This window comes from Quadrisphaera setariae, from assembly GCF_008041935.1.
Classification (GTDB): Bacteria; Actinomycetota; Actinomycetes; order Actinomycetales; family Quadrisphaeraceae; genus Quadrisphaera; species Quadrisphaera setariae.
The window spans coordinates 416,217-442,551 of sequence record NZ_VKAC01000002.1 but is presented as its reverse complement, the minus strand read 5'-3'; the positions used below and the strand labels follow the sequence as shown (position 1 = coordinate 442,551).

Here is a 26,335-nt window from a genome sequence, read left to right as displayed (position 1 = left end):
CACCGCGGTGTAGGACGCCCCCAGCTCCAACGGCTCCTCCGGAGACCAGGACCCATCCCCAGCACCAGCCCCGGTGATCTGCACCCCGTCAGCACCGGTGACCACCACCGCCTGCAGCTCACCACCGCTGACCGTGGCCCGCACCACCGGCACCGGAGAGGTCACCCCACCCCCACCCGCCGGCCCAGATGCACCCGCCGAGGCAGACGCACCCGCCGAGGCAGTCCCACCAGCGTCCACACCGTCGATGGCCAACGACACCCGCGCCGCCGGAGCAGCGCTCCTCGACGGCGACGCACCAGCACTCCCAGCAGCACCCTGCGCCGCGGGCTTGCTGCCGAACGGGCCGCACCCCGTGAGCACACCGCCCACGCCCACGACCCCACCGGCGACGACCAGCAGGAACGCCCGACGGCTCGACCCGACCCTCGCGACCTCAGCGGCCACGACCGCCTCCGCTCTTCTTCCGCAGCGGCGCAGCGGCGGCGAACAGGGACGTGACCACGACGGCCGACCCCACCCACACGACAGCGGCCACGTCGATCAGCGCGCTCACAGCGAGCACCTCTCGGCGGACGCGACGGTCCAGCGGGTGCCGCAGCGCTGCGCCAGCCGGCGCAGGTGCTCCAGCACCAGCAGCTGGCCAGCGGTCCAGCCTGCACAGGCGGTCTCGTCCACCAGCAGTTCGGGCGCCCCGAGCTGGATGGCGCGGCGGACCTGCAGGGCGAACAGGCCGAGGTCGTCGCCGTGCCCCAGCGAGGGGGCGGTGAGCGAGCGGACCGGGCAGGTCGGCAGCGCGCCGCGGTGGCGCGGTCGGGGGAAGTCGCGGACGTGCACGGTCATGGGACGTCGCCGCGGCGTTCTACGTTGCACTCCTCGTGTTCGGAGCCGTCAGGCCTGCGGGAGGGCCAGTGCGAGCACGAGCACCACGACCGCCGCCGTGACGACCGCCAGCTGCAGGTAGGCGGTGCGGCGCTTGTAGCGGCGCACCTCGCTGGTCGAGCGCATGTGAGTCCCCTCCATCGATGACGACGACGTCGGCTCGCGCCGCCGCTCGCCACGGGCGAGCGCGGGGCCGACGCCGCCAGGCTGCCGCGCAGCCACCACCGGACGGATCAGCCTGCGATCGGGTCTGGTCGTGGGAGCGTCATCCCCTGGGAGTACACCTCGCGGGGGCGCTCCTCGTCGTCGTCGTCATGACCCAGCGGAGGGGTGGGACCTCAGGCGGAGCGGCCAGACGGTCCGGATCAGCCACGCCTGCAGTCTGCCCCGGCACCCGCGGCGCCTAGGGCCAGTCGGCCCGGACGTCTGCCGCGACCTGAGAGGGTCCGGCGCGTCGAACGTCTCCGGTCTGAGAGGTCCAGGAGGTCCAGTGGACGAGTGGGTCCCGGTGACCACCGGGAAGTCGGGGGCGCGCGTCTGGCGCGGCCGCGGGGTGCACCGCAAGCAGGACTCCCCCGAGAGACTGGCTGCCGAGGCCGCTCGGCTGACCTGGCTGAGCGCCCAGGGGCTCCCGTGCCCGCGGGTCGTCTCGCTGAGCGACGACGCCCTGGTGACCACCACAGTCCCCGGGCGCCCGCTGACCGCCCTACCTCCGGCCGCTCAGCCGCGCGCCATCACCGCCCTTGCCGAGGTGCTGCGGGCCCTCCACTCCCTTCCTGTGGCGAGCTGCCCCTTCGACGCCCGCCTGAGGACGACGACGGCAGCCGCTCGGTCCCGCGCCGCACTCGGCCTCGTCGACCTCACCGCACCGGACGGCGCACGCCGCGGCTGGTCCGTGCCGCTGCTGCTCGCCGAGCTCGCGGCGACCCTGCCCACGCAGGAGGAGCTGGTGGTCTGCCACGGCGACCCCGGACTCCCCAACGTGCTGTTCGACGACGACGGCGAGGTGACGGGCCTGCTCGACGTCGAGCGGCTGGGCGTGGCCGACCGGTGCCGCGACCTCGCGATCGCCGCGCGGAGCACCCGCGACCGGCTGGGCGGGACGCGGGCGGAACAGCTGCTCGAGCACTACGGGGCCAGCGACCGGGACGCCCTGGTGCTGCCCTTCTACCGCCTGCTCGACGAGTTCTTCTGACGCGCCCGCCGAGGCAGGTCCCCGTAGCCGGCGCGCACCACGTGGACGGCCTCGCCCAGCACGCGGCGCAGCGCCGTCAGCTGGTGAGCCGTCCACTGCGGACGGTAGGAGTCGAGGTGGAAGACGTACGGCACGTTCGCGGCGACGAGCTTGTCGTAGCAGCGGTCCACCGACCGCCCTCGCGGGTTCCACGCGCCGCCGGTGCTGCGGCTGACGTCACCGGCCCAGTTCCACAGGTTGAGCCCCGCATCCACCTCCAGCCACGTCCTGCGTCCCGCGAGCCAGTCCTGCGCGGGTCCGAGGTCGGAGACCAGCACGCTGCGGTCGCCGGCCTGGTCCTCGTCGTACTCCCAACCGGCGCGCGCCGCACCGGCGAGGCACTCCTCCTCGCTGTCCCAGCCCAGGACTCGTCCTCCGCAGGCGGCGATCCGGTCGCCCCAGCCGTCGCGCTCGGGTCCCCACCAGTGCCAGCGCAGGCGCCCGTCGAAGCGGATGCCGCACGGCGCGCCGCGGTCCGGCGCGGCCAGATCCGCCTCAGTCCCCATCGCCAGCTCGGCTCGACCGGTGGCCGCGGACGTGGGCGGGGTCGTGCGGGCGCTCCCCCACCTGGCAGTGGTAGCAGCGCTCGACCACACCGTCGGCGTTGAAGAAGTCGTGGTCGCCGCAGTCACGTCGCCCCTTGGCGGCCACACCGCGCTCGATGAGCCACCACGGCGTGCGCATGCGGACGGCGGTCCGCCAGCGGTAGCGGCCCCTGGTCACGCCGGGACGCTAGGCGACGGAGCCAGCGCGGGGCGATGCGTTTTCGCCAGCCGCGCCTCTGCACCAGGCTGGACCGGTTATCACCGCGATCGACGAGGAGCGCCATGTCCACTGCCGTCATCATCGGAGCCGGTCCGGGCCTCGGCGCAGCCGCAGCCCGTCGCTTCGGGGCCGAGGGTTTCGCCGTCGCCCTGGTCTCCCGCACCCAGGCCAACGTCGACGCCCTGGCCGAGCAGCTGTGCGCGCAGGGCGTGGACGCCCGCGGGTACGCGGCGAGCGTCCGCGACCTCGACTCGCTGCGCGACGCCCTTCGACGCGCCGCCTCCGACCTCGGGCCCGCCGAGGTCGTGCAGTACAGCCCCATCCCGCAGCCGGAGTTCCTGCGGCCGGTGCTCGAGACGGACGTCGACGACCTGCGCGCGGCCGTCGAGTTCTCCATCTTCGGTCCGCAGGCGGTGGTGGCCGAGGTGCTGCCGAGCATGCGCGAGCGGGGCCGGGGGACGCTGCTGTTCGTCAACGGCGGCAGCGGTGCCCGTTCGAACCCCGCCGTGGCCGGGACGTCCGTGGCCTTCGCCGGGGAGAGCGCGTACGCGCGGATGCTGCACACCGCCCTCGCCGACGAGGGCGTGCACGTGGGGCAGCTCATCATCCCGGGCGGCATAGAGGTGGGGCACCCCACGCACGACCCGGACGTCCTGGCAGGTCACCTGTGGCGGATGCACACGGAGCGGGAGGGGTTCCGCGTCTTCGCCGAGCCGATGCCCGACGTGGTCTGACGCGCGAAACCCCTTGCTCATCCCGGTGATCCTGACCGGGTGACCACCGCACCCGGGGACGACGAGGACGACCAGTTCCCGATGTGGACGCCTGACGTCACGGATGAGCAGCTCGTCGCAGCGCTGGAGCACGGGACGACGTGGGCCGGCGGGGCCGACAGCGTCGAGGAGCAGACGTGGGTGGTCGGCGCCGCCGGTGCCTGGGACGACCTCGGCTGCGTGCTGGTGCCGTACCGCACGGACGAGGACGGCCTCGAGCACGACGCCCACGTGCTGCCCCGCGCCCCCTCCGGGCGCTGGCGCCCCACGGGTGCGAGTTCGGGGACGAGCCTGCCGGAGTGGGTGCTCGAGCGCCCGGACACCGGGCCGACGAGCTGGATGGGCACGCAGACCCAGGTCGTTGCCGACCAGCTCCTCGGCTACGCCCTGACGGAGAGCACCAGCGGCGGCGTCGAGCCCTCCACGATGTGGGCGGCGTGCGTCGCCGTCCTGTGCTCCCACCAGGTGGAGCGCCTGCAGCTGATCCACCGCTCCCCCACCCGCGACCTGGTCCGCGAGCTCGTGATCGCTGTGCCTCCGAGCGGTCTCGTGGCCTTCGCGTGCCCGGTGGTGCACCACACCGGCTCCGTGCTGCTGCGCGCCCTCGGCACCGACGGTGCGCGGCTCAGCGAGGAGACGTACTGGCCGCTCCTGGACGACGACCGCCACTGGCCCGACGAGTCCCTCTGGACGGGCTACGACGGCCGGTGAGACGCCGCCCTCGACTCACCCGTCAAGGGTCAAGCATTCTTGACCGGTGGATGGCGCGGCTCCTGACTACGACCTCGACGACACCCTCGAGCTGACCACCGCCGAGCAGGTGGCCGCCATCGGCAACCTCGCCCGCTTCCGCATCCTCGAGACGCTGTCGGTGCGTGCGGCCACCGTCAGCCAGCTCGCCACCGAGCACGACCTGCTCAAGGGCAGCGCCAGCCACCACCTCAAGGTGCTCTCCGCTGCCGGCCTCGTCAGGGTGGTCCGCACCGCCAAGGTCCGCGGTGGCACCGAGCGCTACTGGGGGCGGGTCGCGCGGACCTTCGACGTGGCGCCGTCCAACCCCGCCCACGGACGCCGCGGGCTGCTGCTGCGCACGGTCGCCGAGGACCTCGACGCCGCCCCGCCGGAGGCCGAGCAGCAGCTGCTCGTCACGAGGCTCCGCCTGGACCCCGCCGCCTACCAGCGCCTGTCGGAGCAGATCGCCGCCCTGGTCGCGGCCGCCGAGGCGGACCAGACCCCCGACGCCGACGTCGCCAACCTCACGGTGGCCCTGTACCGGACGTCTGCCGCTGCCCGCCGTCACCAGGACGACGACGGGGGGCGCTCGTGACCAGCGGCACCGGGCCTGGGGCCAGCGCCACCGCGCCGCACCACCCGGTGTCTTCGCCCTCCGCGCCGAGCCCTCAGGAGCGGCTGGGCGGCGACTACTGGTGGTTGTGGACCAGCTCGACCGCCGCGAACCTCGGTGACGGCGTGCGGCGCGTGGCGTTCCCGCTGCTGGCCGTGACGCTGACGCGAGACCCGGTCCTCGTGAGCGCCGTCGCCGCCGCCACCACGCTGCCGTGGCTGGTCGTCGGCCCGCTGGCCGGGCTGGTGGTGGACCGCGTCGACCGGGTGCGGCTGCTGTGGGCGGTCAACGCGGCTCGGGCGGTGGTCGTGACCGCGGTCGTGGTCGGGCTGGGCAGCGGGCACGCGAGCATCGGGCTGCTCGTCGCCGCGGCGCTCCTCCTGGGCGTCGGAGAGGCCCTCGTCGACGACGCCGCCATCGCCCTGGTCCCCCGCACTGCGCCCGAGCCCATGCTCGAGCGCGCGAACGCCCACCTGTACGGGGCACAGGTGGTCACCGGGCAGTTCGTCGGGCAGGGCATCACCGGGGCGCTGTTCGCCGTCGCGGTGGTGGCCCCCTTCGCCGTCGACGCGGCAGCGCTGCTCCTCGCGACGGTGGCCGCGCTCCTCCTGTCACGGCGGTCGTCGAAGACGGTCACGGTGACGACGAGCGCCTCGGGCGGTGCGCTCCGGCTGGCGTGCGCCGGCATCGCCGAAGGCGTCCGCTGGCTGATGGGACAGCGGCTGGTGCGCGCGCTGTGGGTGGTGCTGGCGGCGCTCGGCTTCGCCTCCGGGGCCTTCTGGGGCGTCATCGCGCTCTACGCCCAGGACGTGCTGGGACTCGGACCGACGGGCTTCGGCGTGGTCCTGGCGGTCGGCTCCGTCGGGGCGCTGGTCGGCAGCCAGGTGGCCCCCTGGGTGCGCGCCCACCTGGGGGTGGCCGGGGCGATGTACTCCGGTGCGGCCCTCGTCGTGCTCTCCACGGCCGGTCTGGCCCTGACGCGCTCGGGGCTGGTGGCGGCGGCGCTGCTGGTGGCCAACGGCGTCGGCGTGCTCGTGTGGAACGTAGTCGGGGTCTCCCTGCGGCAGCGGGTGGTGCCCGACGAGCTGCTGGGGCGCGTGCAGTCGGCGTTCTCGGTCGCCAGCGTCGGGTCCGCCACGGTCGGGGCGCTGGTGGCAGGCGTCGTGGCTCGGGAGGCCGACCTGCCCGCGGTGTTCTGGATGAGCGCCGCGGTCATCACGGTCGCCGCCGCGGCCACTGCGCCGACGATCGCGGCGCGGCGCGCCTCAGCTGCGTCCTGAGGGTGACCGGCGGCAGGTCTGCACCCGTCCGCCCACGCGGAGCCCGCGGCCGCTCGAGGTGCTCAGTCGCGCAAGGGTGAGCCGACCACGTCGAACCGGAACCCGCCGAACTCCCCCGACAGCAGCGGCCGCGCCTGGGCGATGGCCGCCTGGACCTCGGGCAGTTCCAGCGACGCCCGGTGCGCCTCGGCGCTGTCCCACAGCTCGACGACGAACACCACGTCCGGCTGGTCGTCGCTGACACCCACCTCGTAGAGCCGGCAGCCGATCTCGCGCAGCGCGTCGTTGCGCTGCGTCAGGAGCCGCACCAGCTCGTCTCGTGCTCCGGCGACGGCGCCGAGGGTCCCCGCGTTCACGAACGTCATGCCCCGCATGGTGGCTCGGGGGTCCGACATCCCGTCAGCACAACCGCCACCGCCCCCCTCAGCCTCCGTCGGAGCTGGTGGACAGGTCGTCGTCCGGGACGATCGACTCCGGCTCGAAGGCGACCTCGTCGTGGTAGGTGGAGACGTCCCGGCTCTCGAGCTGCTCCACGAAGCACGTCGTCTTGTCGCTGAGCCCCAGCAGGTGCTGCTCGTACTCGCCGTCCCCCACCTCGCACGTCACCTCGAGCGCGTCGAGCGACTCGGCCGGGTCCACCGAGCAGCGCCCCTGGATCTCGAGCACGTAGGCGTCGGTGACGCCGTTGGAGAAGACGATCTGCCGGTCCACCTCGAACCGCTCGGCCTCGGTGGACAGGTTGCGGCTCGCCAGGTCTGAGTCGCTCGAGCAGCCCCCGAGGGTCAGCACGAGGAGCGAGGTGGCAGCCAGTGCGCCGACAGCAGTGCGGTCCGTGCGCCGGATGATGGCGGCTCACGGCGTGGGAGCGGGAGTCCCCTGCGCGCGCTCGGGGCCGCACCTACGATCGCGGGCGTGCCGAGGGTCGTGTGGCTGCGGGAGGACCTCCACCTGTCTGGGAACGCCGCCGTCGGTGCCGCGGTCGCTGGGGCCGTGGCGGACGGTGACGGCCGCGTGGTGGTCCTGGTCCCGGTCGAGGACGAGCGCTGGGCGTCCCTCCCACCGCAGGAGCGGGCCCGGCGGCTGGCGGTGCTGCGCGACCTCGACGACAAGGTCGACGGGCAGCTGCTCTTCCAGCACGGGGACCCCGCCGTCGTCGTCCCACCCGTCGTCCGAGCTGCCGGGGCGACTCACGTGCACGTGCTCGGCACCGGCCGACCGGACGACGTCGCGACCGAGGAGGCCGTGCGCAGCGCCCTCGACGTCCCGCTGGTCGTCCACAGCGACGACGACGAGCGCGGCGACCGGCGCGATGACGCGCTCGCAGCGCTCGGGCGAGCGACGTTCTGGATGCCCGTCGCCTGCCACGGCTACCCCGCCGCGCCCTGAGTCCCGTCCGCCCAGCGCGGTCCTGCGCGCGGGCCCTCCACGGAGCTGTGACAGCAGTCACGTCAGGTGCTGTTCACCTGCTGTTCAAGCGGCGGACCTCCCTGCCGATACCTGGGGCACCATCCGTCGAACCCCCGGGGAGGGTGTCGTGCTGGGTCGCCTGGCGGACATGAAGATCGCTTACAAGCTCTACCTCGGCTTCGGGGTGATCAGCGTCCTGCTGGTCCTCGTCAGCGCAGTCGGCGTGGTCCGCCTGGGGCAGGCCCAGGCCGACCTCAAGACGCTGTCGCAGAGCGGCCTGACGTCGGTCATGGAGGCGGACACGACCGCCACCGCGTTCCTCGACATGCGCTTCCAGCTGAGCAACATCGGGATGGCTCCTGACGAGGCCTCCACCGAGAAGGCGCTCGAGGCCTACCAGGCCGCCTCGAAGGACCTCGACGAGCGGTGGAAGGCGTACCTGGCGAGCGCCCCCGCGAGCAGCACGACGCAGCAGGACGCCTTCCACCAGGCGGTCGAGGAGTGGCGCGCCGGGGCGCAGCTGCAGATCCCGCTGCTGCAGGCGAAGGACTTCGCCGGCTACGCCGCGATCCGGCCCACCACCACCTCCCCGCACTCCACGGCCGCCTCGGCCGCGCTGGCGGAGATCACCAAGGCCGAGGTGGGGGCCGCCGCGAGGATGACGGCCGACGGCGAGTCCACCTACCGCTCCGCGGTCGCGCTCCTGGTCGGGTGCGCCGTGGTCGCCGTCCTGCTCGCGGTGGCGATGGCGGTGGCGGTGGCCCGCTCGGTCACCCGCCCGCTCGGGCGCGTGGTGGACGTCATGGGCGCGGTGGCCCAGGGTCGCCTGGACCGACGCGTCGCCCTGGAGCGCCGCGACGAGCTGGGTCAGCTGGCCCGGTCGACCGACACCTCGCTGGAGTCGCTGGCCTCCGCCATGCGGGAGATCAGCACCGAGGCCCAGGCGCTGGCGACGTCCTCGGCGTCCCTGACCGGTGTCTCCGCCGCGATGGCGGCGAGCGCGGAGCAGACCTCCGCGCAGACCCAGGTGGTCGCCGCGGCGTCCGAGCAGGTCACCAGCTCCATCACCACCGTGGCCGCCGCCGGCGAGGAGATGACCGCCGCCATCACGCAGATCGCCACCGCCACCGCGGAGGCCTCCTCCAGGGCGGCCACCGCCGTGGGCGCTGCCGGCCAGGCCGGTGAGGCCATCGAGCGCCTGGGCACCTCCAGCCAGGAGATCGGCGACGTCGTCAAGCTCATCACCTCCATCGCCGAGCAGACCAACCTCCTCGCGCTGAACGCCACCATCGAAGCCGCACGCGCCGGTGAGCTCGGCAAGGGCTTCGCGGTCGTGGCCGGGGAGGTCAAGGAGCTCGCCCGCCAGACCGCCCAGGCCACCGACGACATCATCAGCAAGGTCACCGCCACCCAGGGCGACGCCGCCGCGGCCGCTGCAGCCGTCACCGGGATCGGGGAGGTCATCTCCCAGATCGACGCCGTGCAGGCCACCATCGCCGCCGCCGTGGAGGAGCAGTCGGCCACCACCTCCGAGATGGTCCGCAACATCACGGAGATCTCCACGGGCTCCGCGCAGATCTCCGCCAACGTCACCGACATCGCCTCCGGAGCGGCCGTGAACCGCGGCAGCGCCGGTGACACGGCGGGGATGGCGTCGTCCCTGGCGGCGTCCGCCGGCCGCCTGCAGGAGCTGACGGGCCGCTTCACGGTCTGAGGCGGGAGCCGCGGTCAGCCGCGGTCGGGCCCTCCGGCGGCGGCGCCTGCGTCGGGGGCCGCGGGACGGAAGCGCTGGCAGGCGCAGGCACCGCAGCTGGTGCGGACGTGGGGCCGCTCGTGCTGGTACCAGATGTGACCGCAGGTGCACATCGTCATCGCCGCCGAGGCGCGGCGGTCGAGGTCCAGCAGCTCCGGAGGCCACGGCTGCCTCCGGCTCGCCTCCCTCCAGGCACCCAGTCGAGCAGCCAGCCGGGAGCCCCACCGGACGACGGCGACGATGAGCACGTCCCAGGGTGGAACACGGGCTCCACCAGCACAAGGCACTGGACGAGCACCGCCCCTGGGAGGCGGGGTCTAGCGTCGTCGTCGTGACCGGTGACGAGGTGCAGGTGGCGTTCACCAAGTACGACGGCTCGCCCCACTGGCACATCGGCACCCGCCTGCTCGGTGACGACGAGCACGGCACCTGGCTGCACTCCCCCGCGGGCACGCCCACCTGGCGGCCGGGCCTGGCGTTCACCTACGACCGCGCCAACGTCCTCTGCGTCCCCCGGGGTCAGCACTGGGCCGCCACGCTCTACGACGGCGGTGGAACGTCGCACGTGACGACGTACGTCGACATCACCACCCCGGCGACCTGGTCGGCGGGGCGCGTGACGATGTCCGACCTCGACCTCGACGTCGTCCAGCGGACCGGCGAGGAGCCGTTCGTCGACGACGAGGACGAGTTCGAGCTGCACCGCGTCCGCTACGCCTACCCGCCGCAGCTGCAGGCAGCCGCGCGGGCGGCGAGCGCTTCGGTGCTCGCCGCCGTGAGGGCCCGTCAGGCGCCGTTCGACGGCACGACCGCCCAGCGCTGGCTCTCCGTGGCGGACCCGGCGTGGCTGCCGGTGGCACCCCCTGAGCAGCCGCCCGCCTGAGCCCACCCGCGGCTCGTCCACGTGGCGTCCGTCCGCCGGGCGGTGCTGGCCGACGCGCCGTAGCCTCCGGAGCCCGGGGTCCGTCGGCGCCGGTCGCCGACGAGAGGGGCCCCTGTGGCGCGCACCTGGACCGACCTGCTGTCCCCCGAGCGGCTCACCGCCGTCGTCGACATCGGCGCCAACCCCATCGACGGCGACCCGCCCTACGTCGACATGCTCCGCGCGGGCCTGTGCACGGTGACGGGCTTCGAGCCGCAGCCGGAGGCGCTGCAGCTGCTGCTCGACGCGGCGGGCCCGAACGAGCGGTACCTGCCGCACGCCGTCGGCGACGGCGGCGAGCACGAGCTCAGGGTCACGTGGATGAACGGCATGACCAGCCTGCTGGAGCCCGACGTCGCCCGGCTGTCGACGCTCAACGAGTTCGCCCGGTACGGCGAGGTGCTCAGCCGCACGAGCCTGGCGACCACGCGCCTGGACGACATCACCGACCTCGGTCCGATGGACCTGCTGAAGATCGACGTCCAGGGCTCCGAGCTGCCGGTCTTCCAGAACGGCCGGACCACCCTGGCGGGCGCGGTGGCCGTGCACACGGAGATGTCGTTCGCGCCGCTGTACGAGGGCCAGCCGCTGTTCGGCGAGGTCGACGCCGAGCTGCGCGCCCAGGGCTTCGTGCTGCACACGTTCGCCACCCTCAAGAAGTGGCCGATCGCCCCGGCCGTCATCGACGGGTACATCTTCACCAACCACCAGCAGGTCATCGAGGCCGACGTCGCCTACGTCAAGGACTTCGGCCGCCTCGAGGAGCTCACCGCCGAGCAGCTCAAGCACCTGGCGCTGCTGGCGCACCACGTCTACGCCTCACCCGACCTCGCGGTCCGCTGCCTGGCGCAGCTCGTGGCGGACGGCGCCGTCGACGACGCGGTGGTGCCCGCCTACGCCGAGGCGATCGGCCGCTCGGTGACGCTCGACGGCGTGCGCTCGGACAGGTGACCAGACCGCTGGAAGCGCGGCTCGTGCTGGTGGTCCGCCCGGCCCCACGCCCGCTGGAGGTCCACCGCGCGCGGCACGTCGGCTGAGACCCCGTCGGCGTCGAGCACGAGCACCTCAGCGCCGTCCTCGCGGTGGTCGTCACGGGTGCGGCGCACCACGAGGTGCTCCCCCACCCGCACCGGCGCGACCTCGGCGAGCTCGGCGAGCGTCGCGCCGACCAGCACCACGGGCCGGTCGAGGTCCACGCGGTAGCGGCAGCGACCGAGCACCGCGCGCGGCGGCTCGCCGACGTGCACGCGCGGGTCGTCCAGCAGCGCCGCGACCCGGCCGTCGCGCAGCCACACCCCGGCGTCGCTGCCCGCCAGCAGGGACATCACGCAGGCGACCGCGTCGGCGCCGTCGGCGTCCTCCGCGAGCCCGCCTCCTGCCGCGTCGTCGAGGACGACGACGACGTCGGGGTGGTCCCACACCAGGCCGCCACCCGGCTGCCCGCGCGTGGCGGGCCCGGCGACGAACCGCGCCAGCGCGAGCCCCTCCACGTTGCGGGAGCGGCGCGCGTCGTCGTCGTCGGTGCGGCCGGCGAAGTCCTCGCCGTCGTGCCAGGCCACCGCGTCCCGCTCGTGGTGGAAGGTCGCGCCCGCCAGCCAGCAGCGGTGCGCGAGCTCCCAGTCCTCCCCGCCGTACGCGGTGAACGTCTCCTCGAAGCCGCCCACCTCCTCGAACAGCGCGCGCGTGGTGCTGAGCACCGCCGAGATGACGAAGCGGTAGGCGTCGTCGCCGGCGGTGCGCAGGTGGTCGGTGCGCTCGTACGCCTCGAGCAGCCACGCCGGTTCCTCGAACTCCTCCGGCGCGGACGCGGCGTCACCGCCGAACCAGCGGCGCAGCTGGTCCGGGGAGGTCGAGGCGAGGTCGCCGTGGCGGCGCCGGCCGACCACGAGGTCGGCGCCCGCCTCGACGGCGCGGACCACCGCGGAGACGTACCCGGGCTCGGGGACGGTGTCGGCGTCGAGGAAGCAGACCACCTCCCCGCTGCCCGCGGCAGCGCCCAGGTTGCGTGCGGCGGCGGCGCGGAAGCCCTCGTCGGCCTGGGCCACCACCCGCACCCGGTAGGGCCGCTCGCCGGGGTCGGGGGCCTGCGCCGAGCCGTCGTCGGCGACCACCACGTCGAGCAGGTGCAGCGGGTGGTCCTGCAGCTCCAGCGCGGTGAGCAGCAGCGACAGGTCGTGCGGCGCCTCGTAGTGCGGCACCACCACCGACACGGTCGTGGTGCTGGCGCCGCTCACGCGTCGACCTCGGTGGGGAGTGCCTCCAGCACCGCGCGCACCTGCGCCGCGGTCTGCTCGACGGTCGGGCCGGTCGGCGGACCGGGGACCAGCCACGTGCTGCCCGGGTCGGCCCACGCCCGCGCCAGGGCGACGCGCAGGTCGTCGTAGGCGGTGACGCAGCCGGGGGTGCGCTCCAGCAGCTCGGCGGCGTAGTCGCTGCGCGGCACGAGCGGACGCCGACCCGCGGCGATCCAGGCGTTGATGGACCCCGACGCCGACAGGTGGGCGTGCGGCGCCACCGGCACCACGGGCGAGCGCAGCAGGCCCGGCAGGTCTTCCGAGGCCACCCAGCCGCTGACGTGCGCCGTGCGCCCGAGCGCTCCCGCCTGCGCCTGCAGGGCGGGGACCAGGTCCTCGTGGCCCGATGACGGCCTGCCCCACGCCAGCAGCCCCACCCCGGGCGGCAGCGCGTCGAGCGCCTCGACCACGGCGTCGTGCCCCTTGCCCGGGTAGAGGTAGCCGAGCACCGCCACCGCCTGCGGCGGGGCGCCCGGGTCAGTCGGCGCCGCGGCCGTCACCCCACCTGAGCGGTCCAGCACCGGCACCGGCAGGGGGACGACGACGACGTCGAGCCCGTCCGGCCCGTCGCCCGGGGCGCCCCAGCAGGCGCGCAGCAGGCGCTCCTCGTGGCGGCTCGCGACGACCACTGCGGCAGCGGCACCGGCGACCCGCCGGTAGGCCGCGGCGCGCCGCGGGTGGTTGACGGCCCCGTCGCTGGCCTGCGGCAGGTCGTGCAGCGCCACCACCAGCTGCCGCTCCCCCGCGACCGCCTCGAGCACGTCCGCCGCCTCCTCGGGTCCGCGCCCGAAGAGCTTGTCGGTGACGTGCACGAGCACCGGCCCCTCCGGGGCGGCGCGCACGGCCCGAAGCAGCGCCTCAGCTCCTGGCCGCTCGTCGAGGCGCACGAGGTGCACGGCCCGGGGGTCGCCGTCACGGTCGGCAGCGGCTGCGAGCGCGTGGTGCTGGTGGACGGCCACCTCCACCACCCCGTGCTCGGTCGGACCCACCACCAGGCAGACGACGCTCACGCGGTCCGCCCCGTCCCGGCCAGCGCGGCAGCGGCAGCGGCGTGGCGCGCCAGACCCGCCTCGGCGACACCGGGGTGCTCGGCGTACCAGCGCAGGTGGGCGTCTCGGACCTCGTCGTCGTCGAGGTCCTGGCCGTGCACGCGCCACGAGGGGCGGGCGGAGCCCGCCTGGTCGACGAGCCCGAGGGCGTCGAGCACCTCGGGGAGCACGGGAGCGTGGACGCTGTCCAGCAGGGTGCGACCGGGGTCGGCGACGCCGTCGGGCAGGCCCACCGCCGCCAGCACGCGGCGGGCGAGCCCGATGAGCACGCCGTTGCCGGGGTGGTTCACGGTGTGCGTGGCGTGCGCGCCGGCGTCGGTGAGCAGGTCGACCACGGGCAGCGACCCGTGGCGCTCCTGGCGCGAGCTCAGCTCGGTGGCGGACAGGTCGCGCACGGCGCGCACGGCCGCAGCGGAGGGGACCTCGGGCAGCGGAGCGGCTCCGGCGGCCAGGGCCAGGGTCCGCAGGTCGTGGTAGGGCACCAGGGGGGGCTCGCCCGCCCCTGGTGCCCTCACGATGACCTGGAACGGGTGCAGCGCGGCCCAGCGCAGGACGGGCACCACCACGAGCTGCGGCGGGCGTCCGCCGCCCCGAGCCCGCTGGGCGGCCTCGAGGACCTCGGCGGTGCCCAGCGGCAGGCCGCGGTAGCCGTCGGCCACGGGCTGGGACACCACCACGTCGACGCGGGCGAGCAGCGCGTGCAGGTGCGGGAAGTCGTCGGCGGTCAGCTCGTGAACGGGCGGGACGCGCACCGTGCGCACCGGGGAGCGGTGACCCGCCTGCTGCGAACCGCCCGACAGCAGCACCCGCAGCGACTCCGCCTGGCAGTTGCCGTGCACGAGCAGCAGCGGGCGGTCGTCCTGTTCGACCTGCTCCAGGCCGTAGAACGTCCCGTAGTGCCGGTGCCGGCCCGTCACCGCACCGGTCGGCGGGCCCGTCAGCGGGGCAGGTCCAGGGCTCAGCACCTCGAGAACAGTAGGGGCGTGCGCCGATCCGGCCAGTCGGCCGACCACGGCGGGCGGAGGGGGCCCGGGGGTGGTTGCATCGGGCCGTGATCCCCCGCCCGCCGAGCCGCACCAGCACCCTCGGCGGACCGATCTCCCCGGCGGGGCCGGGACGGCGGCTGACGGTCGCCGTCCTCGGTCCGAGCCGCTACCCCATCGCCGAGCCGTACTCGGGCGGCCTCGAGTCCTTCGTGGGAGGCCTGGTCACCGGGCTGCGCGCGCGCGGGCACCGGGTGCTGCTGTTCGCTGCGGCCGGGTCGAGCGCCGCGCAGCCCGAGCTCCTCTGCGGCGGGGGGTGGCGTCCCGACGAGCTGTCCCGTCAGGACGCCTCGATGCCAGCGGAGGCCTTCCTGCGCGAGCACCACGCCCACCTGAACGTGCTCACGGCGCTGCGCACCACCTACGCCGGCGAGGTGGACGTGGTGCACAACAACTCGCTGCACCACCTGCCGATCTCGATGGCCGACACCCTGCCGTTCCCGACGCTCACCACCCTGCACACCCCGCCGACGCCGTGGCTGACCTCCGCTCTGGACGCCGGCGGCTCCTCGCACGCGTTCAGCGCCGTCAGCCGGTTCACCGCACGGCAGTGGGCGCCGTGGGTGGGTTCGGCGGACGTGGTGCACAACGGGGTCGACCCGCGGCGCTGGCCCCTCGGCCCGGGCGGGGGCGGGCTGCTGTGGTTCGGGCGCATCGTGCCGGAGAAGGCACCTCACCTGGCCCTCGCCGCGGCGGCCGCCGCGGGGCACCACCTGCACCTGGTCGGGCCGGTGCTGGACGAGGAGTACTTCGCCGAGCAGGTGGCGCCCCACCTGGGCGCCGGCGCCACCTGGCACGGCCACCTCGGCGGCACCGACCTCGCTCGTGCCGTCGGCCGGGCCAGCGCCGTCCTCGTCACCCCCGCGTGGGACGAGCCGTTCGGCCTCGTGGCCGCCGAGGCGGCGATGTGCGGCACGCCCGTGGTGGCCTTCGGCCGCGGCGGGCTGTCCGAGGTGCTGCGTCCCGGCGTCGGCCAGCAGGTCGGTGCGGTGGTCGCCCCGGACGACGTCGAGGCGATGGCCGCGGCGGTCGAGCCCGTCCTGGCCCTGGACCGTCGGGCGGTGCGCGCGGCGGCGCTCTCGCACCTGTCCGCCGACGCCATGGTCGACCGCTACGAGGCGCTGCTCCTGCGGGCCGCGTCGACGGGCTCCGGTGTGCGCTCCGCCGCGAGCGACCAGGTGTCGGTCGCGGCGTCGTAGTCCACCAGGCCGTCGGCCTGGAAGCGCTCCAGCCAGCCCGTCATCGGCCACCAGCCCCAGCGGCGCCGGAACACCGCGCCGTTGCGCACGATCGCCGCCAGGTGCTGCACCGGCGGGCTCGAGACGGGGTGGTGCTGGTGGTGGGCGTGCGCGCCACCGACCCAGAACAGCGCCCCGCCGAGGTCGCGCACGGTCGCGGCGACGTCGGTGTCCTCCCCGCCGTAGCCGCGGTACTCCTCGCAGAAGCCGCCGAAGCGCTGCCAGTCGTGCGCGGTGACCGCGAACGACAGCGACCAGAACAGCCACCACTGGTCCTCACCGGCGAGCACCACCCGCCCGTCGGCCGGGGCGGGCCGGGCGGCGTGCGGAGGCGCAGCACCGGGCAGCGCGGCGAGGTCGCGCGGGCCCGTGACCCGCACGTGCGGCGGCAGGTACGCCACGGGGCCGCACAGCAGCGACGGCCCGGCGGCCGCACGGACCTCCTGAGACGCCGCAGCGCGCTGGTAGGTGGCGACGAGGTCGGGTGAGGGGACGCAGTCGACGTCGAGGAGCACCAGCAGCTCAGCGCCGTGCGCAGCGGCCTCAGCGGCCGCGGCGTTGCGGGCGCGGGCCAGCGGCAGCTCACCCGCTCCCTCCCCGTGCTCGGGGACCGCGACGTCGACGACGACGCGCCGGGTGGCAGCCGCTGCGGGCACCTCGTCGAGCACGGAGCGCACCCGCGGGTCTCCCATGGACGCGACCACGTGCAGGGCGGGCGGAGACGTCTGGGCGGCGAGCCCGTGCAGCTGGCCGCGCAGGTGGTCGTGGCGCCCGGCGACGATCGTGAGCACAGCCGTCGCAGCGGTCGCGCTCACGCGAGCCTCCCGCCGTTCGCGGCCATCGCGTCGAGGTGCCGCGCTGCGCGCTCCGCGCCGTCTCCCGGGGCCCACCGCTGCCAGGGCCCGGCGCCGACTTCGCGCGCCCGCTCCAGCAGCGCCGGCCACTCGCGGGCCTGCGGCCAGGCGTCGAGCGCCACCAGCCCCTCGCCGCGCAGCAGCTCCGCCCGGCGCACCTGCTCGCCGAAGGGGCGCTCCTGCGCCACGACCACGGCCGCGCGCCGCGCCGCGGCCACCTCCGCCACCGCGTTGTGCCCGCCGTGGACGACGACGACCTCCGCGCGCAGCAGCGCCTCCCACACGTCGTCGCCGCCCTGGTCCGCAGACGCGCCCTGGACCGGCGCGGGCGTGGTGGCCCGGGTGGTCGTCCGGAACAGGGCCGAGCCGGGCACGCGGTGCTCCCAGCGCCAGCCGGGGGTGGCCTCGCACGCGGCGAGCAGGTCGGCGTCGGTGACGTCGCGCCCGCCGCTGCCCCACAGCACCAGCACCCGCCCGGGCTCGGACGCGTCCGTCGGGGCGTCGCGGCCGTCGAAGCGGGAGAACGCCCCGACGTGCAGCACGGGGGTCTGCGCAGCCGGAGGCGCGTCGCGGCGCTCGTCGTCGTCCTCCTCACCAGCGCGGCCGGGAGCGGGCCAGGGCGCGAGCAGCGCCTGCGCGAGGGAGCGGCCGAGGAGGTGGGCGGGGTCGTGGCGGTCGCCGAGCATCGCGGCCACCACCACGGGCACGCCGCACAGCCGCACCAGCGCGGTCATCTCCACCGAGACGTCGGTGACGAACAGGGCCGGCCGCTCCCGCGCCACCCACTCCACCACGGCGGCGCTGCGCGAGCGCAGACCCGCGTGGTGCAGCGGAGCCCAGTGCAGGGCGCCGCCGGCGGTGGCCGAGGACCTGTCGACGGGGTCGTCGTCGTCGCGGTCCAGCTGCACCCACTCCCCCGCGAAGCCCGCGGGTCGCGGCGCGGAGCTGAGCGCCGTGACGGGGGTGCGCAGGTACCGCGAGACGGCGACGAGCCGCTGCAGGTGCCCCACCCCCTGGTGGTGCACGTACCAGCCGATCACGCGGTGGCCCCTGAGCTGGAGGTGCTGGGGCTGGTGGTGCTGCCAGCGCGGGCGACGCCGACGAGGCGGCGGTAGAGGTCGCGGTGGGCCAGGGCGACCTCGCGGCGCTGCTCGCGGCGGTCGGCGGCGGTGGCAGCGGCGCCGGGCAGGCCCGATGGCCCCGCGAGCGCGCGCGCCAGGCCGCGGGCGACGTCGTCGGGGTCGAGCAGGTCGGCCTCCACCAGCGGCTGCTGCTCGCGCAGGTGCCCGACCGGGCCGGCGAGCACGGGGGTGCCGAGGTCGTGGCAGAGCTCCAGCCACCCCGAGTGCGTGCCGTGGCCGTAGGCGAGCACCGAGACGTCGAGGGATCGCAGGTAGTCGCGCAGCTCGGCGTCGTCGAAGCGGCCGTGGGCGCGCAGGTCGAGGTCGCCGTCGTCGTGGGCCCGGCGCAGCCAGGCGACCAGCTCCGCGTCGTGGCGGCCGAAGGCGGGGTCGAGGGCCTCGTCGTGGACGTCGACGCGCAGCCGCACGCCCGGCAGCGCCGCGACCGCTGCGGCGAGGCTGCGCAGCACCGGCAGCGCCACGAGGTTGGCGCGCAGGCTCTTGAGGTGCAGGCCCACCACGCGCTCGCCATCCGGCGCCCGGGGTGCGCGCGGCAGGCCGACCTCGTCCAGCGGCGCGATGTGCGGGTGGGGCACGACGACCGCGTCGACGCCCCACCGGCGGCTGATCTCGGCGGCCGCGCCCTCGGTCAGCGTCAGGGCAGCGTCCGCTGCGGGCACGAGCACGTCGAGCAGCGCCTCGTACGGCCGCTGGTCGGCCAGGTGCGGGTTCTGCAGGTCATGCGCGGTGAGCACGAGGAGCTTCCGCGCGCCGTGCAGGGCGGTGACGAGGTCGCGCAGCTGCTGCGGCGTGCGGCCCTCGAACCCGAAGTGCAGGTGGAGCACGTCGAACAGGTGCGCGTGCTCGGCGACCCAGGTGGCCTCCAGCGCCGGCGACGGCGCCCACCCGCGGCCCGGGGCCCGCGGGGCGTCGAGCAGGACGACGCCGGGGACGCGCTCGTCGGCGGTGTGAGCGACGTAGTCGTGGTCGCCCGGGACGTGCAGCACGGTGACGGGTGCGCCCGCCGGCGGGGAGGGCTCGCCGATCACGACGGGCAGTCTGCATCACCTGTTCGAACCCGGCACTCCGTCGCGCACCCGGTGGGTCTCACGCACCGCCGAGCTCCGGCAGGCTCAGCCGACCGTCAGGGCCGCGCTCGACGGACCCGGTCGAGACCACCGCGGTCAGCGGCACCGGGCCGTAGACGTGCGGGAACGGACCGCCGTGCTCGACGGGTCCCTCCCACCGCACGGGCGAGCCGGCGGCCTCGCACGCCTCGACGTCGACGACGAGGAGCACGTGGTCGGCGAGGTCCTCTCCGGCGTAGAACCGCTCGACGACCCCGGGGAGCTGGTCGGCCGTGGAGGCGTGCACGAAGCCGACCTCTTCGAGGTCGGCGCCGAGCGTCGAGCCGCGGTAGGCACCGTCGCGCTGCGCGCGCTCCCAGACCGACCTCGAGGCCATGTGCAGCACTCTCACCGGACCGGCCCTTCGAACGGCGTCACGACCATCGCGCCACCGTCGTGGGCCGCATCGCTGACGTCAATCCCGGACGGCGAGCGCTGGACCCGCGGTGCGCGGGCGCGCCGACCGGCGCAAATGCCGGTGATCGGGGGTTCTGCGCCACCAGACTGTGCGGCGTGAGCCCGTCCGGCACGCCCGGAGCCCGCCAGCCGGGCGGCACCGCTGCGCCCCGCACCACCGGACCCCGCACCGCTGCGCCCGGCTCCCCGGTGTCCCGCTCGGGCTCCGCACGCCCGACGCCCGCGCGCACCCCGGGCACCGGGGGCACCGCGACGCCGCGGAAGGGTCCGGCGCCCGTCCCCGTGCCGCGCACGGCGCAGAGCAGCAGGTCGTCCGCCCGTTCCACCAGCAGCACGGCGGCAGGTGCGACGAGCGGGTCCGCGACAGCAGCCCGACCCGCTCGCACCGCTCGTCCTGTGCAGCGCAGCACCCCGGGGCGTCCCGCGCGCCCGGTGCGCCCGGCGCGGACCCCGCGCCCCGCTCGAGCCGCCCGGCCGGCTCGCCGCCCCACCTCCCGGTGGGCACCGCGCGCGGGCTCGCCCCAGCGGCGCACGGCGGCGCTCGTCGTCGTCCTGGTCCTGGTGGCGGGGGTGTTCACCGGCCGGCTCGTGCAGCTGCAGGTCACCGACGCCGGTCCCCTCGCCGAGAGGGCACTCGGCCAGCGCCTCGCGAAGGACCCGCTGCCCGCCCTGCGTGGCAGCATCACCGACCGCGACGGCGCCGTGCTCGCGCAGGACGTCGAGCGGCGCGACATCGAGGCCAACCCCGAGCTGTTCAAGGGGCCCAGCAAGCGGCACCCGACGCTGCGCACCGCCGCGGACGCGGCAGCGCTGCTGTCGCCGGTGCTCGGCGTGCCCGAGGCTGAGCTCACCGCGCTGCTCACGCCGCGCACCCACGCCGACGGCACGCCGGTGCTGTGGACGAAGCTCGCCAGCGGCGTGACCCCCGCGGTGCGCCGGCAGGTGCAGGCACTGGCGATCCCCGGCCTGAGCAGCACCCGGACCGACCTGCGCACCTACCCGGCCGGTACGACGGCGGGCAACCTCGTCGGGTACGTCAGCACCGACGGCGCGGCGCTGGCCGGGATCGAGAGGTCGCAGGACGAGGTGCTGCGCGGGACCGACGGGTACCGCGTGTACGAGAAGGGCGCGAAGGGCCAGAAGATCCCGCTGGCGGACTCCCTGGACGTGCCCGCCGTCGACGGCCGCGACGTGCGCCTCACCATCGACGCCGACCTGCAGTTCTACGCCCAGCGCGCCGCCACCGCGCAGGCCGCGGCGACCAGCGCGGCGTGGGTGTCCGTGGTGGCGATGACCAAGGACGGGCAGGTGCTGGCGCTGGCGGAGTCAGGCTCCATCGACCCGGCCGACCCCGGAGCCACACCTGAGGCGCAGCGGCACAACCGGTCGCTGGAGGACGTCTTCGAGCCGGGCTCCACCGGCAAGGTCATCACCGCGGCCGCCGCCATCGAGCAGGGGCTGGCCACGCCGGAGACCCAGCTGGTGGTGCCCGACCGGATGGTCCTGCCAGGTGGCAGGGAGGTCATCCGGGACTCCCACGACCACGCGCCGCAGAAGCTGACGTTCGCGGGGGTGCTGGCGGAGTCGTCCAACGTGGGGACCGTCATGGTGGGGCGGCAGCTCACCCTGCAGCAGCGCTACGACTACCTGCGCGCCTTCGGACTGGGCCAGAAGCAGCTGGGTCTTCCCGGTGAGACCCGAGGGCTGCTGGACACCCCGGACACCTGGGACGACGACGTGCGCACGCCCTACGTCGTGCTCTTCGGCCAGGGGTACGCGGTCAACGCCCTGCAGGCCGCGCAGGTCTACGCCACCATCGCCAACGGCGGGGTGCGCGTGCCGCCGCGCATCATCGCCGGCACCACCGACGCCTCCGGCGCCTTCGTCGCCACCCCCGCTCCCACCGGGACGCGCATCGTCAGCCCGACGACGGCCGCCCAGGTCACCTCGATGCTCGAGGGCGTCGTCTCCTCGGAGGGCACCGGCATGAACGCCGCCGTCCCCGGCTTCCGCGTGGCGGGCAAGACAGGCACCGCCCAAGACCTCCAGGCCTCGCGGAAGACGGGCACCGCGCAGTACACGGCCTCGTTCATCGGGATGGCGCCCGCGGAGGACCCACAGATCGTCGTCGCCGTGATCGTCCAGCACCCCGACCTCGCGCACCACTACGGCGGCGTGGCCGCGGCGCCGGTGTTCTCCGACGTCATGAGCTACGCCCTCGCCCAGCAGGGCATCGCCCCCAGCGGTCAGCCGCCGTCGCTGGTGCCGCTCACCTGGCGCTGACGCTCAGGGCCAGCCAGCCGCGGCGAGCGGCTCACCAGGCCTGGCCGCACCGCCCGGGCGTGCTGGGGCGGCGCCTCCGCGCGCGCCTCGCTCGCAGCGCACAGCGCGTCCACCGCCTGCACCGGCAGGCGGGCGCGCGCGGCGGGGTGCGGCAGCGCGGAGCCGCCGCCGTCAGGCCTCCACCGTGCAGGGTCAGCCCCTGGGGGCGCGCGCAGCCTGCAAGGAGACCTGGCGCGCGCGCCGGGTGTCGGAAGGAGCGCAGCGCCCGCCGGTCACGGACCAGGTCGGCGAGCACCACTCGTCTGCGGCGCTCACGTCGACGTCTGACGACGAGCATCCGCCTCACCCGCTGGACGCCGGCCGTGCGCGGCCGGGACCCCGGCGCGTCACGCGGAGGCGGCGTCGGGTCCGGGTCGGCCTGGTGCTAGTGTCATCCACGCACTCGTCCGGGTGGCGGAATAGGCAGACGCGCTAGCTTGAGGTGCTAGTGCCCGTATAGGGCGTGGGGGTTCAAGTCCCCCCTCGGACACCGCGAAGAGCCCCTGACCAGCACAGCTGGCAGGGGCTTCGTCGTTCCTGCTCATCGCCAGGTTCGGACGCTGACGGGTCGGCCCAGCGCCTGGTCGCGTTCGGTGGTGTCCAGCTCGGCGCAGGCGCTCTGCAGGTGGTGCGCCGCAGGGCGGTGGCCGCCAGCGCCGCCGTGACGAGCGCCGGGCCGCCATCGACGTCAGCTGCCGCCGGCGCCGGAGACCTGGAGGGAGGCGCTCCCGTCGTCCGGACCGCCACCCGTCAGGCCCTTCCCCAGCGGCTGCCACCGCCGTAACCTGCGGTCTCCCGATCGGGCGACGGAGCCCGGTCGGCGCAGGAGGGAGGCCTGACGTGTCCACCTCGGAGCAGGAGCACGACGTCCGCCGGCGGCCCGACCCACCGCCGCCGGGCAGGCACCACGTGGTGGTCGGGTACGACGGCTCGGACGGGTCCGTGCGCGCCCTGGCCTGGGCGGGCGAGGAGGCCGAACGCCTCGGCGCACCGCTGCGCGTGGTGGTCTGCGTCGACTGGCACCCGGTGGCGAGCCCGGAGGCCGCGGGTGCGCTGCTGGCGCCGCCGGACCTCCGCCGGCTCGGTGAGCAGCTGGCCGACCAGGCCCTGACGCGCCTCCGCGGCGACCACTCCGGCCTCGAGGTGGGCAGCGCTGTCCACGACTGGGCCGCCGCCGTCCCCGCCCTCCTGGAGGAGAGCGCGGCCGCGCGCCTGGTGGTGCTCGGCTCGCGCGGTCACGGCGCCTTCGCCGATCTCATGCTCGGGTCCACGAGCGCGCAGGTCGCTGTGCACGCGCACTGCCCCGTCGTCGTCGTCAGGCCACCGGACGCGTCTGAGGCACCGGCGGCGACGGGGCGCGGCGTGGTGGTCGGTGCGGACAGCTCCCCTGCGGCGTGCCGGGCCCTGGTCTTCGCGCTCCGGGCCGCCGCGGCCCGCGGCTCGGAGGTCACGGCCGTGCGGGCGTGGCAGCCGCCGTCGCTGTGGGGGTCCACGCAGCACGGGCCCGCGCACGCGCAGCTCGTGGCCCTGGAGCGGGCCCAGGCCGACCTGCTGGCGCAGGTGGTCGCCGACGCCCGGCAGACCGTGCCCGACGTGGTGGTCCACGAGCGGGTGGTGCGCGACCACCCCGCGACCGCCCTGCTCGAGGCGGCGCGCGGCGCGGAGCTGCTCGTGGTGGGCACGCGCGGCTCCGGCGGCTTCCGCGGGCTGCTGCTCGGCTCGGTCAGCCGTGCGGTCATCCACCACGCGCACGGCCCGGTGGCCGTGGTCCACAGCGAGGACTGACGCGCGCCCCGACCATGAGCACGCAGGCTCGGTGACACCGAGGACACGGCGGAGAGCAGTAGGGTCTTCGGCTCGTGGCTCGATCCGGCGCAGACCTCCCACCCCCACCCGGCGACCTCGTCCTGGAGGGCGAGAGGGCCTTCCTCGACCACGTCGGCGAGTGCCTGGCGCACATGCGCAGCACCGCCGAGGCGCTCGTCGACGTCGGCGGTGACGCCTACGCCTCCGAGCGCCTCGGCGCCCAGCGCGCCGAGCGGCTGCGGTCGCTGGCCGACCTGCCCGACGTCCCGGCGTTCTTCGGACGCATCGACCAGCCCGACCGAGAGCTGCACATCGGGCGCCGCCACGTCACGGACCCTGCGGGCGACCCGCAGGTCATCGACTGGCGCGCGCCGGTCAGCCGCACCTACTACCAGGCCAGCGCCGCCGACCCCCAGGGCCTGCTGCTGCGCCGTCGCTTCGGGTTCTCCCGCGGGGAGCTCACCAGCTACGAGGACGAGGACCTCACCCGCACGGCCTCCAGAGGACACCAGGACGACGACGAGCGCGGCGGTGACGGCGGACCGGCCCTGGGGCAGCTGGTGGTCGCGGAGATCGAGCGCCCGCGCAGCGGACCGATGCGCGACATCGTCGCCACCATCCAGCCCGACCAGGACGACATCGTCCGCGCCCCGATCGAGGAGTCCGTCTGCATCCAGGGCGCCCCGGGCACCGGCAAGACCGCCGTCGGGCTGCACCGCGCGGCGTTCCTCCTCTACAGCCACGCGGATCGGCTGCGCCGCAGCGGCGTGCTGGTGGTGGGCCCGAACCGGGCGTTCCTGCACTACATCGACCAGGTGCTGCCCGCCCTGGGCGAGGTGGACGTCACCCAGTGCACCGTCGCCGACCTCGGCCCGGCGGTGGCGGTGCGCGCCGCCGACGCCCCCGAGGTCGAGGCCGTCAAGGCCGACCCGCGCATGGCGCAGGTGCTCCAGCGGGCGCTGCTGGACGCCGTGCGCGAGCCCCTCGAGGACGTCGTGCTGGAGCTGGCCGCCCGGCGCTACCGGGTGCGGGCGAGCCGGGTGGCGTCCGTGGTGCGCACCCTGGCGGAGAAGGTCGCCGCCCCGGCGGAGCGGCGCGAGGTCTACTACTCCGCAGCGCGCGCCCGGCTGGCGCGGGCGGTCGCCGAGGACGCCCGCCGCCAGGGCGAGGCCGCCGGCTTCGCCCCCACCGACGGCGAGACGGCCCGCGCCGCGCGCAGCAGGCCGGTGAAGGCAGCAGTCGACGCCGCCTGGCCGGCGCGCCGCGCCGTCGACCTGCTCGCGGACCTCTACAGCGACCCGGCGCTGCTCGCCAGGGCCGCCGACGGGGTCCTCGACGCCGACGAGCAGGCCGCCCTGCGCTGGGAGACCCGCCCGCGCTCACTGGCCCGCGCTCCGTGGACGGCCGCCGACGTCGTCCTCCTCGACGAGGTCGAGGGGCTGCTGGAGCGCCCGGACACCTTCGAGCACATCGTCGTCGACGAGGCCCAGGACCTCACCGCCATGCAGTGCCGCGCGATCGGGCGGCGGCTGGCCACCGGGTCGCTCACCGTGCTCGGCGACCTCGCCCAGGCCACCCACCACGCCTCCCTGGGGCGGTGGTCCGCGGTGATGGCCCACCTGGGCCGGCCGCAGGCGACCGTGCGGCCCCTCACCGTCGGCTACCGCGTGCCGGGTGAGGTGCTCGACTTCGCCGCCCGGCTGCTGCCCTCGATCGCCCCCGACCTGCCCGGTCCGCGCGCGGCCCGGCGCGCTCCCGGGTCGTTGCGGATGCGCCAGGCCGCCGACCTGGTGGAGGTGGCCGCCGACCGCGCCGCGCAGGAGGGGTCGACGGCCGTCATCTGCGCCGACGCCGCCGTCGAGCCCACCGCCGCGGCCCTGCGGTCAGCCGGTCTGGACGTCGCCGTGCTGGGAGACAGCGGCACCGGTGACCAGCTCTCCGGTCACGTGGTGGTGGTGCCTGCCGGCCTGGCGAAGGGCCTCGAGCACGACCACGTCGTCGTCGTCGACCCCGCCGCCATCCTCGCGGCCGAGCCCCGGGGGCTGCAGCGCCTCTACGTGGTGCTCACCCGCGCCGTCACGAGCCTGACGGTGGTCGGCGCCGAGGGCCTCCCCGCCGAGCTGACCTGACCCGCCCCCTCCCGAGCGTGATCACGCGGAGGGCTGGCGGGTGGCGCGCAGGGCGCGGCGGCGCAGGGTGAGCGGCAGCACGCCCCACAGCCCGGTGAAGACGACGACGGCGACGCCACCGGCCACGAGGCCCGGGCCACCTCCGAGCAGCACGGACACCACCAGCAGGACGACGGCGACGAGCGCCCCCGCCAGGCACGCGAGCCCCGCCACCGCGCAGCGGTGGCCCACCAGGACCAGCTCCGCTCGGGCCCGGCGCCGGAAGACCGCCCGGTGCACGCTCACGGGCGCGGCGAACAAGGCCGTCGCGAGCACCGCCAGGCCCACGCCCACGAGGTAGACCACCACCTGCCAGGTCGGCGCCTGCTCGAAGCGGGGCTGGAACGGGAGCGTCAGGAGGAAGCCGGTGAGCACCTGGACGCCGGTCTGCACCACGCGGAGCTCCTGCAGCAGCTCCGCCCAGTGCCTGTCGAGCTGGGCGAGGGTGGTCTCACCGCGCTCGTCGCGCCACCCGGCGCTCGTCGTCGGGTCCACGCCCGCCATGGTCGCGGGTCGCCGCGCAGACCGCACGGGA

General features: G+C 75.5%; 27 protein-coding genes and 1 tRNA gene. 14 read left to right on the top strand and 14 right to left on the bottom strand.

From position 1 onward, the window contains the following. A partial coding sequence (locus FMM08_RS24055) for an Ig-like domain-containing protein (RefSeq protein WP_369431670.1) occupies positions 1-144 on the bottom strand: 144 nt, incomplete at its 3' end. A 408-nt stretch (positions 145-552) separates the two neighbouring features. Then, the gene (locus FMM08_RS05310; protein WP_147925265.1) at positions 553-843 is read right to left on the bottom strand and encodes a hypothetical protein; all 291 of its coding nucleotides are present in this window, start codon (positions 841-843) and stop codon (positions 553-555) included. 529 nt (positions 844-1,372) lie between these two features. Between FMM08_RS05310 and FMM08_RS05305 the strand changes: the two genes are divergently transcribed. Further along, on the top strand, positions 1,373-2,077 hold the full coding sequence (locus FMM08_RS05305) for an APH(3') family aminoglycoside O-phosphotransferase (RefSeq protein WP_222710426.1): 705 nt from the start codon (positions 1,373-1,375) through the stop codon (positions 2,075-2,077). Here FMM08_RS05305 and FMM08_RS05300 read toward each other — a convergent pair. Then, a complete protein-coding gene (locus tag FMM08_RS05300; protein WP_147925264.1) occupies positions 2,050-2,622 on the bottom strand; it encodes a hypothetical protein in 573 nt (190 codons plus the stop codon). The genes FMM08_RS05305 and FMM08_RS05300 overlap by 28 nt on opposite strands. Next, positions 2,612-2,839: a hypothetical protein gene (locus FMM08_RS05295; protein WP_147925263.1), complete on the bottom strand. Its 228-nt coding sequence runs from the start codon at positions 2,837-2,839 to the stop codon at positions 2,612-2,614. The genes FMM08_RS05300 and FMM08_RS05295 overlap by 11 nt, the downstream gene beginning before the upstream one ends. Before the next feature lie 104 nt (positions 2,840-2,943). On the opposite strand from FMM08_RS05295, the gene FMM08_RS05290 reads away from it, so the two are divergent. From FMM08_RS05290 to FMM08_RS05275, 4 genes are read left to right on the top strand one after another with little or no spacing between them, the layout of a single operon-like run. Continuing rightward, complete coding sequence (locus FMM08_RS05290) at positions 2,944-3,615, top strand: SDR family NAD(P)-dependent oxidoreductase (protein WP_147925262.1); 672 nt, start codon at positions 2,944-2,946, stop codon at positions 3,613-3,615. A gap of 39 nt (positions 3,616-3,654) precedes the next feature. After that, positions 3,655-4,365, top strand: coding sequence for a hypothetical protein (locus FMM08_RS05285; RefSeq protein WP_147925261.1), 711 nt, complete (start codon positions 3,655-3,657; stop codon positions 4,363-4,365). Between the two features lie 46 nt (positions 4,366-4,411). Next, positions 4,412-4,981, top strand: a complete 570-nt coding sequence (locus FMM08_RS05280) for an ArsR/SmtB family transcription factor (RefSeq protein ID WP_147925260.1) — start codon at positions 4,412-4,414, stop codon at positions 4,979-4,981. After that, the gene (locus tag FMM08_RS05275) at positions 4,978-6,279 is read left to right on the top strand and encodes an MFS transporter (protein WP_147925259.1); all 1,302 of its coding nucleotides are present in this window, start codon (positions 4,978-4,980) and stop codon (positions 6,277-6,279) included. Before FMM08_RS05280 ends, FMM08_RS05275 begins: the two co-directional genes overlap by 4 nt. Before the next feature lie 62 nt (positions 6,280-6,341). Here FMM08_RS05275 and FMM08_RS05270 read toward each other — a convergent pair whose 3' ends face one another. Continuing rightward, the gene (locus FMM08_RS05270) at positions 6,342-6,644 is read right to left on the bottom strand and encodes a putative quinol monooxygenase (RefSeq protein WP_147925258.1); all 303 of its coding nucleotides are present in this window, start codon (positions 6,642-6,644) and stop codon (positions 6,342-6,344) included. Between the two features lie 58 nt (positions 6,645-6,702). Next, on the bottom strand, positions 6,703-7,089 hold the full coding sequence (locus FMM08_RS05265) for a beta-sandwich lipoprotein (protein ID WP_147925257.1): 387 nt from the start codon (positions 7,087-7,089) through the stop codon (positions 6,703-6,705). A gap of 102 nt (positions 7,090-7,191) precedes the next feature. Between FMM08_RS05265 and FMM08_RS05260 the strand changes: the two genes are divergently transcribed. From FMM08_RS05260 to FMM08_RS05245, 4 genes are all read left to right on the top strand, one after another. Continuing rightward, a complete protein-coding gene (locus FMM08_RS05260; RefSeq protein ID WP_187279551.1) occupies positions 7,192-7,665 on the top strand; it encodes a deoxyribodipyrimidine photo-lyase in 474 nt (157 codons plus the stop codon). Between the two features lie 169 nt (positions 7,666-7,834). Beyond that, positions 7,835-9,400, top strand: coding sequence for a methyl-accepting chemotaxis protein (locus tag FMM08_RS05255; RefSeq protein ID WP_187279550.1), 1,566 nt, complete (start codon positions 7,835-7,837; stop codon positions 9,398-9,400). Between the two features lie 370 nt (positions 9,401-9,770). After that, positions 9,771-10,322: a ribonuclease FAU-1 family protein gene (locus tag FMM08_RS05250; RefSeq protein ID WP_147925254.1), complete on the top strand. Its 552-nt coding sequence runs from the start codon at positions 9,771-9,773 to the stop codon at positions 10,320-10,322. A gap of 114 nt (positions 10,323-10,436) precedes the next feature. Further along, positions 10,437-11,312, top strand: coding sequence for an FkbM family methyltransferase (locus tag FMM08_RS05245; RefSeq protein WP_147925253.1), 876 nt, complete (start codon positions 10,437-10,439; stop codon positions 11,310-11,312). On the opposite strand, the gene FMM08_RS05240 is transcribed toward FMM08_RS05245, so the two are convergent. Genes FMM08_RS05240 through FMM08_RS05235 form a run of 3 tightly spaced genes read right to left on the bottom strand, consistent with a single transcriptional unit; the run spans position 11,255 to position 14,669 of the window. Beyond that, complete coding sequence (locus FMM08_RS05240) at positions 11,255-12,595, bottom strand: glycosyltransferase family 2 protein (protein ID WP_187279549.1); 1,341 nt, start codon at positions 12,593-12,595, stop codon at positions 11,255-11,257. The genes FMM08_RS05245 and FMM08_RS05240 overlap by 58 nt on opposite strands. Then, entirely contained in the window at positions 12,592-13,665 is a 1,074-nt protein-coding gene (locus tag FMM08_RS22865; protein WP_187279548.1) for a glycosyltransferase family protein, read from the bottom strand. Before FMM08_RS22865 ends, FMM08_RS05240 begins: the two co-directional genes overlap by 4 nt. Continuing rightward, on the bottom strand, positions 13,662-14,669 hold the full coding sequence (locus FMM08_RS05235) for a WcbI family polysaccharide biosynthesis putative acetyltransferase (protein ID WP_222710424.1): 1,008 nt from the start codon (positions 14,667-14,669) through the stop codon (positions 13,662-13,664). The genes FMM08_RS22865 and FMM08_RS05235 overlap by 4 nt, the downstream gene beginning before the upstream one ends. An 86-nt stretch (positions 14,670-14,755) precedes the next feature. On the opposite strand from FMM08_RS05235, the gene FMM08_RS05230 reads away from it, so the two are divergent. Further along, entirely contained in the window at positions 14,756-15,946 is a 1,191-nt protein-coding gene (locus tag FMM08_RS05230; RefSeq protein ID WP_222710423.1) for a glycosyltransferase, read from the top strand. Here the strand turns inward: FMM08_RS05230 and FMM08_RS05225 are convergent. From FMM08_RS05225 to FMM08_RS05205, 4 genes are read right to left on the bottom strand one after another with little or no spacing between them, the layout of a single operon-like run. Further along, the gene (locus FMM08_RS05225; protein ID WP_147925251.1) at positions 15,859-16,800 is read right to left on the bottom strand and encodes a glycosyltransferase family 2 protein; all 942 of its coding nucleotides are present in this window, start codon (positions 16,798-16,800) and stop codon (positions 15,859-15,861) included. The genes FMM08_RS05230 and FMM08_RS05225 overlap by 88 nt on opposite strands. After that, positions 16,797-17,879, bottom strand: a complete 1,083-nt coding sequence (locus tag FMM08_RS05220) for a hypothetical protein (RefSeq protein ID WP_147925250.1) — start codon at positions 17,877-17,879, stop codon at positions 16,797-16,799. The genes FMM08_RS05225 and FMM08_RS05220 overlap by 4 nt, the downstream gene beginning before the upstream one ends. Continuing rightward, complete coding sequence (locus FMM08_RS05215) at positions 17,876-19,009, bottom strand: glycosyltransferase family protein (protein WP_222710422.1); 1,134 nt, start codon at positions 19,007-19,009, stop codon at positions 17,876-17,878. The genes FMM08_RS05220 and FMM08_RS05215 overlap by 4 nt, the downstream gene beginning before the upstream one ends. Before the next feature lie 58 nt (positions 19,010-19,067). Then, positions 19,068-19,424 (bottom strand): DUF952 domain-containing protein, encoded by a 357-nt coding sequence (locus tag FMM08_RS05205; protein ID WP_147925247.1) that lies wholly within the window; start codon positions 19,422-19,424, stop codon positions 19,068-19,070. A 476-nt stretch (positions 19,425-19,900) separates the two neighbouring features. Here FMM08_RS05205 and FMM08_RS05200 point away from each other — a divergent pair, with 476 nt between their 5' ends. The 4 genes from FMM08_RS05200 (at position 19,901) to FMM08_RS05185 (ending at position 25,761) form a co-directional block, all read left to right on the top strand. Then, complete coding sequence (locus FMM08_RS05200; RefSeq protein WP_147925246.1) at positions 19,901-21,787, top strand: peptidoglycan D,D-transpeptidase FtsI family protein; 1,887 nt, start codon at positions 19,901-19,903, stop codon at positions 21,785-21,787. A gap of 444 nt (positions 21,788-22,231) precedes the next feature. After that, positions 22,232-22,316, top strand: a tRNA-Leu gene (locus FMM08_RS05195). Positions 22,317-22,666: 350 nt separating this feature from the next. Further along, a complete protein-coding gene (locus tag FMM08_RS05190; RefSeq protein ID WP_147925245.1) occupies positions 22,667-23,611 on the top strand; it encodes a universal stress protein in 945 nt (314 codons plus the stop codon). A gap of 74 nt (positions 23,612-23,685) precedes the next feature. Further along, positions 23,686-25,761, top strand: coding sequence for a HelD family protein (locus tag FMM08_RS05185; RefSeq protein WP_222710421.1), 2,076 nt, complete (start codon positions 23,686-23,688; stop codon positions 25,759-25,761). A gap of 21 nt (positions 25,762-25,782) precedes the next feature. On the opposite strand, the gene FMM08_RS22860 is transcribed toward FMM08_RS05185, so the two are convergent. Continuing rightward, positions 25,783-26,304, bottom strand: a complete 522-nt coding sequence (locus tag FMM08_RS22860; protein ID WP_187279547.1) for a DUF6328 family protein — start codon at positions 26,302-26,304, stop codon at positions 25,783-25,785. Between the last annotated feature and the right edge of the window lie 31 nt (positions 26,305-26,335).

Excerpts from the sequence above, each read along its gene's own strand:
- FMM08_RS22860 (WP_187279547.1), bottom strand. The coding sequence starts at position 26,304 with ATGGCGGGCGTGGACCCGACGACGAGCGCCGGGTGGCGCGACGAGCGC.
- FMM08_RS05255 (WP_187279550.1), top strand. The coding sequence starts at position 7,835 with ATGAAGATCGCTTACAAGCTCTACCTCGGCTTCGGGGTGATCAGCGTC.
- FMM08_RS05270 (WP_147925258.1), bottom strand. The coding sequence starts at position 6,644 with ATGACGTTCGTGAACGCGGGGACCCTCGGCGCCGTCGCCGGAGCACGA.
- FMM08_RS05310 (WP_147925265.1), bottom strand. The coding sequence starts at position 843 with ATGACCGTGCACGTCCGCGACTTCCCCCGACCGCGCCACCGCGGCGCG.
- FMM08_RS05300 (WP_147925264.1), bottom strand. The coding sequence starts at position 2,622 with ATGGGGACTGAGGCGGATCTGGCCGCGCCGGACCGCGGCGCGCCGTGC.
- FMM08_RS05290 (WP_147925262.1), top strand. The coding sequence starts at position 2,944 with ATGTCCACTGCCGTCATCATCGGAGCCGGTCCGGGCCTCGGCGCAGCC.
- FMM08_RS05205 (WP_147925247.1), bottom strand. The coding sequence starts at position 19,424 with ATGGCCTCGAGGTCGGTCTGGGAGCGCGCGCAGCGCGACGGTGCCTAC.